Source organism: Mesorhizobium dulcispinae, from assembly GCF_033977345.1.
GTDB classification, from domain to species: Bacteria; Pseudomonadota; Alphaproteobacteria; order Rhizobiales; family Rhizobiaceae; genus Mesorhizobium; species Mesorhizobium dulcispinae.
This window is the reverse complement of sequence record NZ_JAVIIY010000003.1, coordinates 388243-401684: the sequence shown is the minus strand read 5'-3', so window position 1 is coordinate 401684 and position 13442 is coordinate 388243. Positions and strand designations below refer to the sequence as shown.

The window sequence follows — 13442 nt, the reverse complement described above, 5'->3', positions numbered from 1 at the left end:
GATCTTCCCGCATCAATCAAGTTAAGATTGATTAAGGCCGGACGGCTGAAGAATCGATTAGTTCGCCTGCAACCAAGGCGTGCTTCTCAGGTTGTGTTGTCCGGAGACCGAACCGCCGTCATTCCACGCGCACCGTCACAACGATCGCATCGTGATCGGCGCTCGGGCTCCCGTCGGGCAACAGTGCCGGCAAACTGGCCGGCGCGCTTGCCGCGAGGCCGCGCGTGAAGAACCAGTCGATACGGCCGGCCGGCGTCGGATCGCCGGCGGCGCGCCGCTGGGTCGGCCGGTCGAGCGTGTTGGCGTCGCGCCAGCTGTAGCCGCGCTCCGCAAGCACCTGGAACAGCGGCTCGTGGCGCTCCACCTCGATCAGCCGGTCGGGTTCTGCGGCGACGCGTTCGAGCCATGCCGCCCGGTCGTCGTGACGCTCTTCATGGCTGGCGGTCAGCGTGTTGAAGTCGCCGCCGATCAGCACGGGCGCGTCCGCATCGTATTTGTCGATGGCGTCGAGGAGATGGCGTGTCTGGTCCGCCCGACCGGCAGGATCGGTGCGGTTTTCGAGATGCACCGAGACGACCGTCGCCCGGCGCTCGCCGAGCAGCACCTGGCCGCCGATCGCCATGCGCCCGCCGATCCGCGGCTGGCCGCGCTCCGGCCGGAACCAGCCGCCGGCGGCATCCAGGCGAACAAGGAAGGGGCGCAGAAGCGGCACGGCGCTGGTCACGGCGTTGCCGTGGAAGCCTTCTGCGTTTTCGGCCTCGCCGGCGGCCGCCTGTTCCGTCTCGTTGCCGGTGCCCAGCTCGACGAACTCGACGCCATAGGCAAAGGCGTGGCCGAGCCGATCGGCAAGCCGGCTCAGCGGATGACCGTTGCCGGAGCGGGCCATGCCCTTGTCGACCTCGGTCAGCAGCACCACGTCCGGCGCCCGGCCGGCGATCGTTGCGGCGATCGCTTCGACATGGCGAAGTCGCTCGACATTCCAGGCCATCACCGTCAGGCTCTCGCCGGCGCCCTCGCGGGATGTCCGGCCGCCGATCTCGATCTCGCCCAATGCCGGAATGGCGGCCGCGTGACGCATATGGGTCGCGCTGTCGCGCGGACCTTCCCGCATCGCCTGGCGCGCGGCCATCGGCACATGGGTCAATTGCGCGACAAGCATGTCATTCGTCCAATCTAGCCGGCATCCAATTTAGCCGGTTAATCATAGGCGGTCTTTACGCCGCTTTTTGGCGCCCTAGCTTCCTAGACCGCCGATATGACGTTTTCATGCCGGCGCGACCGCCGAGGGGGAGGAGAGACTGGCTGTCCACAGGCCGCAAAGCCCACAACAGAACTGTCACATACCTTCTCTAAGAGAGCGGGCAAGGACTTGCGCAAAACCTTGTGAACTGCCACTCAAGAGGGAAAAACCATGACCATCATCAAGCGGGGCCTCACTGCCCTTGCCGCCGGCGCGCTCAGCACCGCGCTCGCGGTTCCTGCCTTTGCAGAGCCGGTGAAATTCGATTTCTGGTTCGGTCTGTCGGGCGATCTAGCGCGCGTCGTAGATACGCTGTGCAAGAACTTCAACGCCTCGCAGTCCGACTATGAAGTGGTCTGCACCAGCCAGGGCAATTACGACGCCACGCTGCAGAACACGATTGCCGCCTTCCGCGCCGGCAAGCAGCCCACCGTCGTCCAGGTCTATGACGTCGGCACCGCCACGATGATGCTGTCGGGCGCCTACAAGCCGGCCGACAAGCTGATGGAAGAGAACGGCTACAAGATCGACTACAGCGACTATTTCCCCGGCATCGCCCGCTACTACGCCACCTCGAAGGGCGAGATGCTGTCCTTCCCGTTCAACTCGTCGACGGCGCTGATGTACTGGAACAAGGATGCCTTCGCCAAGATCGGCAAGACCGAGGCGCCGAAGACCTGGGAAGACGTCGGCGCCGACCTCAAGGCGCTGAAGGACGCCGGCTATGATTGCCCGATGGCGATCAACATCTCCGGCAATGAAAGCTGGCAGCTGATGGAGCAGTTCTCGGCCATCCACAACCAGCCGATCGCCACCAAGAACAACGGCTATGACGGCCTCGACGCCCGCCTGGAGATGAACAAGACCAAGTTCGTCCAGTACGTCACCGACCTCAAGAAGTGGTACGACGACGGCCTGATCAAGATCAAGTCGAAGGATCTCGGCCAGGACATGGTGCAGGCCTTCGCCACCGGCACCTGCCAGGTCATCATGACCTCGGTCGGCGACCACGGCACTGTCGGAAAGACCCAGAAGGAAGGCATGAACTGGGATGTCGCCGAGCTGCCGGTCTATGCCGGCACCGAGCGCAAGAACTCGCTGGTCGGCGGCGCTTCGCTGTGGGTGCTCTCGGGCAAGTCGGACGCCGAATACAAGGGCGCGGCCGCCTTCCTCAACTTCATCCACGACCCCAAGACCGCCTTGTTCTGGTCGACCAACACCGGCTACATCCCGGTGACGAAGTCGGGCTTCGAATATATGAAGTCCAGCGGCTTCTACGACAAGGCGCCCTACAAGGGCCGTGAAGTCGCGATCGCCAGCCTGACCGCCTCTGAGCCGACCGAGATCACCCGCGGCATTCGGCTCGGCAACTTCACCCAGATCCGCGCCGAGTTCGGCACGCAGATGCAGGCGATCTTCGCCAACAAGGAAAGCGTGCAGGCCGGCATCGATGCGCTGGTCAAGAACGGCGACGCCATCCTCGACCGCTTCCAGCAGACCTATCCGAACAAGACGCTGCCGTAAGCAGTAGACATTTTGAGGCCGCCCGCCGAAACTCGACGGGCGGCCGTTTCATATCCGAACCAGGCATCGTCGGCGGATCGATGGAAAAACGCGTCACTTTCGGCAGATGGACGATCGGCATCCTGTTCGCGGTGCCGCAGCTGATCCTGATCTTCACCTTCTTCTACTGGCCGGCCGGTCAGGCGGTCTATTGGTCGCTGACGCTGCAGCAGCCCTGGGGCGGCGGCAACATCTGGGTCGGGCTCGACAATTTCCGTTCGATCCTCGCCAACGCCGACTACTGGAACTCGATCACCGCCAGCCTCGTCTTTGCCGGGACCAGCACCGGGCTCGCGATGGTCATCGCACTGGTGCTCGCCACCTTGACCGACCGACAGCTTGCCGGCTCACGTCTCTACCGCGTCGTGCTGATCTGGCCCTACGGCATCGCGGCGCCGGCGCTGGCAATGGCGTTCCGTTTCATCCTGGCGCCGGAAGCCGGCTTCATGGCCGCCGTCAACAAGGTCTGGCCGGGCTTCTGGGATCCCGGCCTCAACGGCGCCGACGCCATGGCCTCCGTCATCATCGCCTTCTCGTGGAAATATGTCGGCTACAACTTCATCTTCTTCCTTGCCGCGTTGCAGGCGATCCCGCGCTCGCTGATCGAGGCGGCGGCGATGGACGGCTCAGGCGTCGTCCGCCGCTTCTGGGACATCCAGTTCCCGCTGATCACACCGACGATCTTTTTCCTGCTTGTCATCAACATCACCGAGAGCTTCCAGGATTCCTTCGGCATCGTCGACATCATGACCGCCGGCGGCCCGGCCAACGCCACCAACCTGATGGTCTACAAGATCTATTCCGACGGCTTCAAAGGCCTGGATTATTCGGGTGCCGCCGCACAGAGCATCATCCTGATGCTGCTCATCATCCTGCTCACCATCGTCCAGTTCCGCTTCATCGAGCGGCGCGTGCATTATCGCTGAGGCGGCCATGGTCGAGCGTACCCCGATCCTCAACTTCTTCACGCATCTGATCTTGTTCGTCGGCTTCGTATTCTGCGTGGCCCCGTTCGTCATCGTGGCGATCGCCGCCTCGCACGATCTGAAGGACGTCAACGACGTGCCGATGTCGCTGCTGCCCGGCAGCGATTTCTGGGTCAACATCAAGACGGCGTGGACGACGGCCGACCTCGGCCCGAAGCTGTTCAACAGCTTCGTCATGGCGGCGGGCGTTGCCGCCGGCAAAGTGATCATCTCGGCGCTCACCGCGTTCTCGATCGTCTATTTCCGCTATCCCGGGCGGATGCTGATCTTCTGGCTGATCTTCGTCACGCTGATGCTGCCGCTCGAAGTACGCATCGTGCCGACCTACGCGGTGGTCGCCAACGTCTTGTCGCCCTATCAGGCGATCATGGACGTGACCGGGGTCAGTTGGCTGATCGAGAAGGTGTCCGGCGTCCAGGTCTCGCTCAGCCTCGGGCTGCTCAATTCCTATACCGGCCTGATCATGCCGCTGATCGCCACCGCCACCGGCACCTTCCTCTACCGCCAGTTCTTCCTGACGGTGCCGGACGAGTTGACGGAGGCCGCGCGCATGGACGGCGCCGGCGCGCTGCGCTTCTTCATCGATATCCTCCTGCCGCTATCGCGCAACAACATGGCGGCGCTCGGCACCATCATGTTCCTGTGGGCCTGGAACCAATATCTGTGGCCGCTGCTCATCACCACCGACCAGTCGCATGCGACGGCGGTCACCGAGCTCAAGCAGCTCATCCCCAATGTCGGCGGCGCGCCGGAATGGCATATCGCCATGGCCGGCACGCTGATCGTCATGCTGCCGCCGCTGATCGTCGTGGTGCTGATGCAGCGCTGGTTCGTGCGCGGCCTGATCGCCACCGAAAAATAGGGAGACGATAAAATGGCCTCCATCACCATCCGCGACGTCAGGAAGAGCTACGCCAAGATGCAGGTCGTGCATGGCGTCAACCTCGACATCCAATCCGGCGAATTCGTCGTCATCCTCGGGCCGTCGGGCTGCGGCAAGTCCACGCTGCTTCGCATGATCGCGGGGCTGGAAGAAATCTCCGACGGCACGATCGCCATCGACGGCACGGTGGTCAACAAGCTCGAGCCGCGCGAGCGCGGCTGCGCCATGGTGTTCCAGAACTACGCGCTCTATCCGCATATGAGCGTTGCCCAGAACATCGGCTATTCGCTGAAGGTGGCCGGCGTTCCTTCAGCCGAACGCACCCAGCGCATCCAGGCCGTCGCCCGTATCCTGGAGCTCGAGCACCTGCTCGACCGCAAGCCGATGGCGCTGTCCGGCGGCCAGCGCCAGCGCGTCGCCATGGGCCGCGCCATGATCCGCGAGCCGAAGGTCTTCCTCTTCGATGAGCCGCTCTCCAACCTCGACGCCAAGCTGCGCGTGCAGATGCGCTCGGAAATCCGCAAGCTGCACCGGCGGCTCAACGCCACGTCCGTTTTCGTCACGCATGACCAGGTCGAGGCGATGACGCTCGCCGACCGGCTGGTGGTGATGAATGGCGGCCGCGTTGAGCAGGTCGGCACCCCGGCGCAAGTTTACAGCCGGCCGGCGAGCCGCTTCGTGGCGACCTTCGTCGGCGCGCCGGCGATGAACATGCTCGAAGGCGAAGTGACGCTCGAAGGCCTGTCGCTGCTCGGCGGTGGCCGCAAGCTAAACATTTCCCGCGCCGGGCTGCCGGTCGGCTCGAAGGTCGCGGTCGGCATCCGGCCCGAGGCCGTGCGCATGGTGGCGCCCGGTACGCCCGGCGCGCTCGCCGCAACGGTCGACCTGGTCGAAGAGCTTGGCGCCGGCCGGGTCGTCTATGTCGATCTCGACGGCGCGCCGTTTTCCGTGGTGACCTCCGAGACCGTCCATCCCGAGCCAGGCAGCGCGATCGGGCTGCAGTTCGCGGAGAGCGACCTGCATTTCTTCTCGTCGGAGACCGGAGGCCGGCTCGACGTGTTCAAGGCTTCGGTGCCGGAGCCGGCGTTGTAGGCGGCCGGCACGCCGACTTCTGCGAGATTGATTGAGGATTCATGGAATGAAGATCATCCAGGTTACCGACGTCCACCTCGGCCGTCGGGGCGAGGTCCGCTTCGGCGCGAACCTGCATGAGCGGCTCGACCGCTGCATCGAGCACATCAACGCCCACCAAGGCGATGCGGCGCTCTGCGTCTTCACCGGCGACCTGACCGAGTCTGGCGAGGCGGAAAGCTATGCCGACCTGAAAACGGCGCTCAGCCGGCTCTCCGTTCCGTACCGGCTGCTGCCCGGAAACCACGATCGCCGCGCCAACCTCATCGCCGCCTTCCCGGAAAACGGCACCGACGGCAATGGCTTCGTGCAATCGGTCTTCGATACGCCCGAGGGGCGGCTGGTGTTCCTCGACAGCCTGGCTGAAGGCCGCGTGACCGGGGAACTGTGCGACAATCGCCTCGCCTGGCTGGACGCCCGGCTTGCCGAGACCGAAGGCAGGTCAGTCTATCTCTTCCTGCATCATCCGCCGGTCGAGCTCGGCCTGACGATCCTCGACCCGCTCGGCCTCGAACAGCCGCAGCGGCTGCTCGACGTGCTCACGCGCCACGGCAATGTTCGCTACATCTTCTTCGGCCATGTCCATCGCGACATTGCCGGCACGGTCGCCGGCATTCCGTTTTCGGCGCAACGCGGCCTGAATGCCCGCTTCATGCTCCATCTGACCGGCGACGAGGTGGTCGAGCAGGCGCCGCCAGCCTATTCGATCATCCTGATCGATGGGCAGCGCGTCGTCGTGCACAACCACGACTTTTTGGAGAGCTGGCCGCTCTGGTCGCCGGCGACAGGCGAGCGCGTGCGCTAAGGCGTGTCGATATTCAGGTAATGCCGGCCTGCAAATGGCGGCTTCCTGCGCTTCCGGCCTTCGCCGGCCGAAGCACTCATTAGTGGCGTGCCAGCTAAATTGAGGCTAGGCCGACGTAGGCCGGTGCTCACGTACGTTACGTACGCTCCGCTCCGGTTCTCGGAACCCACCATTCTCGACTCGGCCTGACCTGAATCTCAACACGCCTTGGCCTGGAAGCTCAGGCAAAGACATGCGCCTTGCCGGTGACGGTGAGGCGCACGATCTCGCCGACCGCCGGCGCGTCCATGCCCGTCTTGCGCAGGATCAGCGGCGTGTTCCCGATTGCGGCCGCATCCGGCGGGTCGGGACTGTTGAGCAGCCGCACCGCGACGGTGCAGACCGAGCCGGCGAATTCGGAGTCCGTCACCTCGCCGAACAGCATGTCCGGCGTTCCCGACATGCCTTCGCGCGAGGTCCGCTTGAGCATCACCTGCTCGGGCCTCAGCATGATGCGGGCGACATCGCGCCGCTCGGCGGTGTCGACGGCGATGCGGCCGAGCGGCGAGAAGGCAAAGCCGTCGGCGATCCTGGCCGGCACGATGATGGCGTCGCCGAGGAACTCGGCGACCATCCTGTCCCTGGGCTGGAAATAGAGCTCGCGCGGCGTGCCGACCTGCGAGAACAGGCCATCGCGCATGACGGCGACCTGGCTGGCGAAGGACAGCGCCTCGGCCTGGTCGTGAGTGACCAGGATGGTGGTGATGCCCGCATCCTCCAGAAGCTCGGCCACAGCCTTGCGCATCGAGGCGCGCAGGCCGGTGTCGAGCGCCGAGAACGGCTCGTCGAGCAGCATCAGCCGGGGTTTCATCGCCATGGCGCGGGCCAGCGCGACACGCTGCTGCTGGCCGCCGGAAAGCTCGTGCGGACGGCGCTTCAGGATCGCCTTGTCCAACCCGACGATATAGGCGAGCTCGACAATGTGCTCGGCGCGCTTCTCGGCGTTTCGGGGCATGCCGAAACCGATATTGTCGGCAATGGTGAGATGCGGGAAAAGCGCGCCGTCCTGCGCCACCACGCCGATGCCGCGGCGATGCGCCGGCACGGCCGCGCCGCCATTGGCGAGCACCTTGCCGTCGAGCGCGATGCGGCCGCGGTCTGGCGCCTCGAAGCCGGCGATCAGCCTCAGCAAGGTGGTCTTGCCGCAGCCGGAGGGGCCGACGATCGCGGTGCGGCTGCCGCTTTCGACGGTGAGGTCGACGCCGGCAAGCGCCGCCACCGGGCCATAATATTTCGCCACGCCGCTGAGTTCGAGGAAGCTCATCGGCCGGCCATCCGCTTCGACTGGACGTAGAGCACCCAGGTCATCGGCAGCGACATCGCCACCATGATCAGTGCATAGGGGGCGGCGGAGGCGTAGTCGATCTCGCCGCTGTAGGACCAGAACGCCATCGCCAGCGTCCGGGTGCCGTTCGGCGCCAGCATCTGGGTGGCGGTCAGCTCATTGGTGATGCCGAGCGCCACCATCGCCATGCCGGCAGCGGCGCCCGGCGCCGACAACCGGATCGTCGTCGACCACAGCGCCTTAAGCGGCGGGCGGCCGAGGCTCGAGGCGGCGCGCTCGAGCTCCACCGGCGCCTGCGCTATCGAGGCGCGCAGGCTGACCAGCGCGCGCGGCAGGAACATCAACGCATAGCAGAAAAGGATGGTGAAGAGCGTCTGATAGAGCGGCAAGGCGATGCGCACGGTGATGGTGACCAACGCCAGCGCGATGACGACACCGGGCAACGACCCGACGATGTAGTTGCAGCTCTCGAGCAGACGCTGCAAGGGGCCCGGCGCACGGATCGAGATCCAGGCCATCGGCATCGCGGCGATCGTGGCAAGCAGCGCGCCGGCGATAGCAAGGGACAGCGTCTGGCCGAGCGCCAAGCCGATTTCGTCCCAACGCCAGATATCGGCGCCGCCGGCGAGCAGCCAGCGGCCGACGGTCACGAAGGGCACGCCGAGCGTGAGCAGCGCGGTGAGGGCAGGCAGCAGCAGGCAAGGCAGCACGGCGCGGCCGAGCCGGGCGCGCTGCTGCTGGCGCGCGGCTCCGGAGCCGACGCGCGCATAACGCTCCTCGCCGCGCACGATCACTTCCACGCCAAGCAGCACGAAGCAGCAGGTGACGAGCACGGCGGCAAGCATGTTGGCCGCCGGGCCGTTGAAGGTCGACTGGAACTGGTCGACGATCGCGGTGGTGAAGGTGTCGAAGCGAATGAAGACATAGAGGCCGTATTCGGCAAGCAGGTGCAGGCCGATCAGCAGCGAGCCGCCGCAGATGGCCAGCCTCAATTGCGGCAGCACGACGCGCGCGAAGACACGCCAAGGGCCGAGGCCAAGCGCAGCCGCGGCATCTTCCAGCGCCGGGTCGAGCCGGCGCAGCGCGGCCGCGATCGGCAGATAGAGGAACGGGAAATAGGCGATGACGGAGACCAGCACGCCGGCCCAGAGCCCGTGCAGGCCGGGCACCAGACTGATCCAGGCATAGCTGTGGACGAAAGCGGGAATAGCGAGCGGCGCCACCGACAGCCACGACCACAGCCGGCTGCCGGGCAGGTCGCTGCGCTCGGTCAGCCAGGCGAGCGCCACCGACAGCACGATGGCGATCGGGACGGTCACGACGACGAGCAGGACAGTGTTGACGAGGAGTTCGCCTACACGAGGACGGAAGATCAGCGCCGCCACGGTTTCCCAGCCGGTCTGGATCGCGATCCAGACAATGAAGGCAAGCGGCAGCAGCGCGATCAGCGAGACAAGGGCAGCGGCAACCGTGATCCACGACGTGGACCGCCGGCTCTGCCTTGCGGCAGCCGGCAGGCCTGGGGGCGTGAGGTCGATCGCGGATGCCATCAGAGGGAATGCATCGCCAGGCTCGACGGACGAAGGCGATCTGATGAGCCGCTGATGCGGCCGGAAACGCAGATGATCGTCATCGACGAGGCCATCTCCAAAACAAAAGCGCCCCGCGGAAAGCGAATTCCCGCAGGAGCACGGTCGGTGTCCTTTTAGGACGAACGCGAACTAAAGCAAGCCGGCTTGCGTCATCAGGTCGATGACCTTCTTGGAGTTCAGCGTCGCCGGGTCGACTTTCGGCGCCTGCAGATCGGCCAGCGGCACCAGGTTCGGATTCGACTCGGCGCCCTTGCCGACCGCATATTCATAGGAGGTGCCGTTCTTTAAGACGTCCTGGCCGCCCTTGCCGGTGACCCATTTCAGGAAGGCCTGGGCTTCCTTCTGATGCTTGCTAGAAGCCAGCACGCCGCCGCCGGAGATCGATATGAACGCGCCCGGATCCTGGTTCTTGAAATAGTATTGCCCGATGTTCTTGCTGTTCTCGCCGGTCTTCGCCTGGTCGCCGAGATAGTAATAGTGGAAGATCACGCCGCCATCGATCTCGCCGGCATTGACCGCCTTCATCACCGTGTTGTTACCCTTGTAGGGGGTGAAGTTCTCCTTCATCGCCTTCAGCCAGGCGGCCGTCGCCGCCTCGCCCTTCAGCTGAAGCATGGCGCTCACGATGGCTTGAAAATCGGCGCCCGCCTGCGAGGCGGCCCAACGCCCCTTCCAGCTCGGATCGGCGAGGTCGAGCAGCGACTTGGGCAACTGGTCTTCCTTCAGCTTGTCCTTGTTGTAGACAAAGACGGTGCTGCGCGCTGCGACGCCCACCCATTTGCCGGTCGAGGGCTGGTATTCCTGCGGCACCTGCGCCAGCGTGTCGGCATCGACCGGCGCGAACAGCCCGGCCGTCTCGACCAGCGCCATCGCCGGCGAATTCTCGGTCAGGAACACGTCGGCCGGCGATGCGGCGCCCTCGGCGACGATCTGGTTGGAAAAGTCGCTGTCGCCGCCATTGCGCAGCGTGACCTTGATGCCGGTTTCCTTGGTGAAGCCCTTCGCCCATTCCTTGGCGAGGCTCTCATGCTGGGCGTTGTAGACGATGATGCCTGCATCCGCGGCCAGGGCCGGCGCGGCGACCAGGCTGGCTACAAACGCAACAGCGCCGGCAAGGGTGGAAAGAGCATATTTCATGGCATGGTCCTTGATCTTGGTGATCCGCCCCGGGAGGCGATTGCACCTATCAATACCTGATAGCGATAGTCAACATTGTGAGGTGGCTCATTCCGTCGCGGGGGCGTGAAAGCCGGCGCCACGCGGGACAATTCCATGTGATTGGGGTGTCACGGGATCCTGCGGAGCGCCTGGCGGTCCCCGATGGCCATTCGTTGTTTTCTCCGGTCGCACGGGGCCCGGAATTGCCGGGTCCCGTGCGGCGGGGTCGCCGGGCGAATGCGGTCAGAGCCGTTCGGCTCGTACCTTCAGGATATGGTACAGCATCTCTCGAATGCGCCGCCAGATCGTCAATGGCCTAGGCATGGCTCGGCCTCCCGTTCGTGCGATCCTTGAGCCGCCGATTCAGATGAGCTGCGCGACCAGCGCCACTCCGACCAGCGAGGTGCCGATCCCTGCCGCGCGGATGGCTGCCGGCCGGCTCCGCAACGTCAGGGCGGCCAGCACGCCGGCCGCGTGCAAAGCCGAGGTGCTGGCCAGGAAGCCGATCGCATAGGCCATGCCACCGACCGTCTCCGGAATCTCAAGACCATGGGCGTTGCCGTGGAAGAGGCCAAAGAGCGCCGTCAGCGTTGCAGCGAGGGCAAGCGGAAACGGCCTGGCGAGCGCAACCATGGCGCCGAAAATCACCAGCGACAGCGCGATCCCGGACTCCAGCGACGGCAAGCCGATACCGGCGATCCCAAGCATGGCCCCCGCGACCATAGCCGCGACGAAACACGCCGGCACGAGGATGGCGGCCCTGCCGCCGGTTCGCGCCGCAATGACGCCGACCGACAGCATCGCAAGCAGATGGTCGATTCCGGCCAGCGGGTGTTGAAGGCCGCTCAGAAGGCCGTGGACATGAAAGCCCCCGCTGTGAGCGAAGGCCAGTGACGGTATGAGAGCCGCCGTGGCCGCCGGAGCAAGCCTGGTTAGAATCGAAAGCATTCTGTTCATGGGTCTGAACCTGTCTGAGAGGGGAGGATCCGGGTCAAAACCGGCGTTCACTGTCCGGGCATAGCGATTTCGGCCGCCGCGGACCTGTCGATCAGAAGCCGTGCCTCGCTGAAATCGAGAGGCCGCTGGCCATTGCCGTCATGGTAGACGAATGCCAGGCGGCGCCGGTGTGACGTCAGCTTCGCGGGCAGCGGGTTGTAGGTCACGCCGGCGCCACCGACCACCGGCATCACGGCGCCGACATCGACGATATCCTGCGTCTCGACCCGCAGCAGGTGCAGCCGCCTGCCGTCGGTGGTTTCGCCGAGGAACGGAATGCCGGCGAGCCGCAGGAAACTGGATGGATCTGGTGCCCGCGCGAACCCGTCGAGAAAGGCTGCCTCAACGAGATCGAGATCGGTCGCGCGCGGGTCGGCCGGCTCGGGCGCATGCTCGCGCGGCAAATGCGGCGTCTGCCACTGCAACGGTTTGCCGGCCGGCCCGTTGTGGCCGACGGCGTGCGGATGGTGATGGTGGCCGGTCGGACCGTGATGGTGGTGGCCGTCGCCATGATCGTGGGTGTGGCGATGATGATCATCGTGCATGGTCAAAAGCTCGTCGGCTTGTCGATGATGGATTTGTGCTTGCCCAGCGTGCCATGGGCGACCATCGAGCCGAGCGCCTCGACGACGACCCGCACACCGAACAGCGCGGTGATGTCCGAGGTGTCGTATGGCGGCGAAACCTCGACCACTTCCAGCCCGCAAATGCCGGGCGCCGAGACCAGCCCGAGCAGCTTCAGCGCCTCGCGCGGCAGGAAGCCGCCGGGCTCGGGCCAGCCCGTGCCTGGCACGAAACCACAGTCGACGCTGTCGACGTCGAAGGAAATGTAGACGGCGTCTGCGTCCTTCCACGCCAGTTCGAGCGCGATCTCCGCCGTCTTCTCCAGCCCCATCTGCTCGATGTCCGAAATCGTCAGCACGTTGGTGCCGCGCTTCCTGGCCTCGGCCACGCCATAGCGGGGCACCTGCCAGCCGCCGATGCCAAGCTGCACCAGATTGGTGGCCGAGACGTTCGGCAGGTTGGTCGCCCAATACCAGGGCGTGGTGTGCATGCGCTCGTCGAGATCCTTTTCCTGGATATCGATATGGCGGTCGAAATGGATGATGCCGATGCGTTTCGAGGTGACGTCGGCGATGCCGCGCACGCAAGGAAACCCGATCGAATGATCGCCGCCCAGCATGATCGGCAGCGCGCCCGAGGAAGCGACATGGCTGACGCCCTTGGTGATCTGGTCGAAGCTCTTTTCGAGATTGGCCGGAATGGTGAAGACGTCACCAGCGTCGCACAGCGTCATCTGCTCGCGCAGGTCGACGCCCAGCTCGTAGTTGTAAGGCGTGTAGAGTGCCGAGATGCGACGGATGCCCTGCGGCCCGAAACGGGTTCCCGGACGGTAGGTGGTGCCGCTGTCGAAGGGAATGCCCATGACGGCAGCGTCATATCGGCCGACATCGCGGACATTCTCGACATAGGGCGCCTTGAGGAAGGTGTTGATGCCGGCGAAATGCGGCAGCTCGCCGCGCGCGAAGGTCGGGATTGACTTGTCAGTGATCGAATCCGATCCCGGCAGACCCATGTCCAGCGCCCATTTCTGTTCCTTGCGCCAGCCATCCTCGGGCAGCTTTCCTTCCGCCTCGATCGATTTCCAGCCCTGCATGTCGCGGATCTCGAAGTTGGGATGATGCAAGCGCTGGCGCGGCTGGCGATCAAACAGCCCGGCCCGGCGGTGCCGGCGCGCTGGAATGTCTCTGTGCATGAAAAACC

Annotated in this window: 12 protein-coding genes; 5 read left to right on the top strand and 7 right to left on the bottom strand. The window is 65.0% G+C overall.

Features of this window, described 5'->3' with window-relative positions:
• Positions 1–118: 118 nt before the first annotated feature.
• Positions 119–1159: an endonuclease/exonuclease/phosphatase family protein gene (locus tag RFN30_RS09855; RefSeq protein WP_320261884.1), complete on the bottom strand. Its 1041-nt coding sequence runs from the start codon at positions 1157–1159 to the stop codon at positions 119–121.
• 252 nt (positions 1160–1411) lie between these two features.
• Here RFN30_RS09855 and RFN30_RS09850 point away from each other — a divergent pair, with 252 nt between their 5' ends.
• The 5 genes from RFN30_RS09850 to RFN30_RS09830 all read left to right on the top strand — a co-directional run bounded on the left by RFN30_RS09850 (position 1412) and on the right by RFN30_RS09830 (position 6608).
• Positions 1412–2764, top strand: coding sequence for an extracellular solute-binding protein (locus tag RFN30_RS09850; protein WP_320261883.1), 1353 nt, complete (start codon positions 1412–1414; stop codon positions 2762–2764).
• An 80-nt stretch (positions 2765–2844) separates the two neighbouring features.
• On the top strand, positions 2845–3729 hold the full coding sequence (locus tag RFN30_RS09845) for an ABC transporter permease subunit (RefSeq protein ID WP_320261882.1): 885 nt from the start codon (positions 2845–2847) through the stop codon (positions 3727–3729).
• 7 nt (positions 3730–3736) lie between these two features.
• Complete coding sequence (locus RFN30_RS09840; protein WP_320261881.1) at positions 3737–4651, top strand: ABC transporter permease subunit; 915 nt, start codon at positions 3737–3739, stop codon at positions 4649–4651.
• Positions 4652–4663: 12 nt separating this feature from the next.
• Positions 4664–5764: a sn-glycerol-3-phosphate ABC transporter ATP-binding protein UgpC gene (ugpC, locus tag RFN30_RS09835; RefSeq protein WP_320261880.1), complete on the top strand. Its 1101-nt coding sequence runs from the start codon at positions 4664–4666 to the stop codon at positions 5762–5764.
• 46 nt (positions 5765–5810) lie between these two features.
• Positions 5811–6608, top strand: a complete 798-nt coding sequence (locus RFN30_RS09830; protein ID WP_320261879.1) for a phosphodiesterase — start codon at positions 5811–5813, stop codon at positions 6606–6608.
• 220 nt (positions 6609–6828) lie between these two features.
• On the opposite strand, the gene RFN30_RS09825 is transcribed toward RFN30_RS09830, so the two are convergent.
• From RFN30_RS09825 to RFN30_RS09800, 6 genes are all read right to left on the bottom strand, one after another.
• Positions 6829–7911 (bottom strand): ABC transporter ATP-binding protein, encoded by a 1083-nt coding sequence (locus RFN30_RS09825; RefSeq protein ID WP_320261878.1) that lies wholly within the window; start codon positions 7909–7911, stop codon positions 6829–6831.
• A complete protein-coding gene (locus tag RFN30_RS09820; protein WP_320261877.1) occupies positions 7908–9482 on the bottom strand; it encodes an ABC transporter permease in 1575 nt (524 codons plus the stop codon). The genes RFN30_RS09825 and RFN30_RS09820 overlap by 4 nt, the downstream gene beginning before the upstream one ends.
• A 171-nt stretch (positions 9483–9653) precedes the next feature.
• Positions 9654–10661, bottom strand: coding sequence for an iron ABC transporter substrate-binding protein (locus RFN30_RS09815; protein ID WP_320261876.1), 1008 nt, complete (start codon positions 10659–10661; stop codon positions 9654–9656).
• A gap of 384 nt (positions 10662–11045) precedes the next feature.
• Positions 11046–11639, bottom strand: a complete 594-nt coding sequence (locus RFN30_RS09810) for a HupE/UreJ family protein (RefSeq protein WP_320261875.1) — start codon at positions 11637–11639, stop codon at positions 11046–11048.
• Positions 11640–11686: 47 nt separating this feature from the next.
• The gene (locus tag RFN30_RS09805) at positions 11687–12223 is read right to left on the bottom strand and encodes a hypothetical protein (RefSeq protein ID WP_320261874.1); all 537 of its coding nucleotides are present in this window, start codon (positions 12221–12223) and stop codon (positions 11687–11689) included.
• Positions 12224–12225: 2 nt separating this feature from the next.
• Positions 12226–13434 (bottom strand): agmatinase family protein, encoded by a 1209-nt coding sequence (locus RFN30_RS09800; RefSeq protein WP_292122487.1) that lies wholly within the window; start codon positions 13432–13434, stop codon positions 12226–12228.
• Positions 13435–13442: the final 8 nt, after the last annotated feature.

Coding starts and splice junctions, on each gene's coding strand:
- RFN30_RS09855 (WP_320261884.1), bottom strand. CDS start 1,159: ATGCTTGTCGCGCAATTGACCCATGTGCCGATGGCCGCGCGCCAGGCG.
- RFN30_RS09850 (WP_320261883.1), top strand. CDS start 1,412: ATGACCATCATCAAGCGGGGCCTCACTGCCCTTGCCGCCGGCGCGCTC.
- RFN30_RS09825 (WP_320261878.1), bottom strand. CDS start 7,911: ATGAGCTTCCTCGAACTCAGCGGCGTGGCGAAATATTATGGCCCGGTG.
- RFN30_RS09800 (WP_292122487.1), bottom strand. CDS start 13,434: ATGCACAGAGACATTCCAGCGCGCCGGCACCGCCGGGCCGGGCTGTTT.
- RFN30_RS09810 (WP_320261875.1), bottom strand. CDS start 11,639: ATGAACAGAATGCTTTCGATTCTAACCAGGCTTGCTCCGGCGGCCACG.
- ugpC (WP_320261880.1), top strand. CDS start 4,664: ATGGCCTCCATCACCATCCGCGACGTCAGGAAGAGCTACGCCAAGATG.
- RFN30_RS09815 (WP_320261876.1), bottom strand. CDS start 10,661: ATGAAATATGCTCTTTCCACCCTTGCCGGCGCTGTTGCGTTTGTAGCC.
- RFN30_RS09820 (WP_320261877.1), bottom strand. CDS start 9,482: ATGGCATCCGCGATCGACCTCACGCCCCCAGGCCTGCCGGCTGCCGCA.
- RFN30_RS09805 (WP_320261874.1), bottom strand. CDS start 12,223: ATGCACGATGATCATCATCGCCACACCCACGATCATGGCGACGGCCAC.
- RFN30_RS09830 (WP_320261879.1), top strand. CDS start 5,811: ATGAAGATCATCCAGGTTACCGACGTCCACCTCGGCCGTCGGGGCGAG.
- RFN30_RS09845 (WP_320261882.1), top strand. CDS start 2,845: ATGGAAAAACGCGTCACTTTCGGCAGATGGACGATCGGCATCCTGTTC.
- RFN30_RS09840 (WP_320261881.1), top strand. CDS start 3,737: ATGGTCGAGCGTACCCCGATCCTCAACTTCTTCACGCATCTGATCTTG.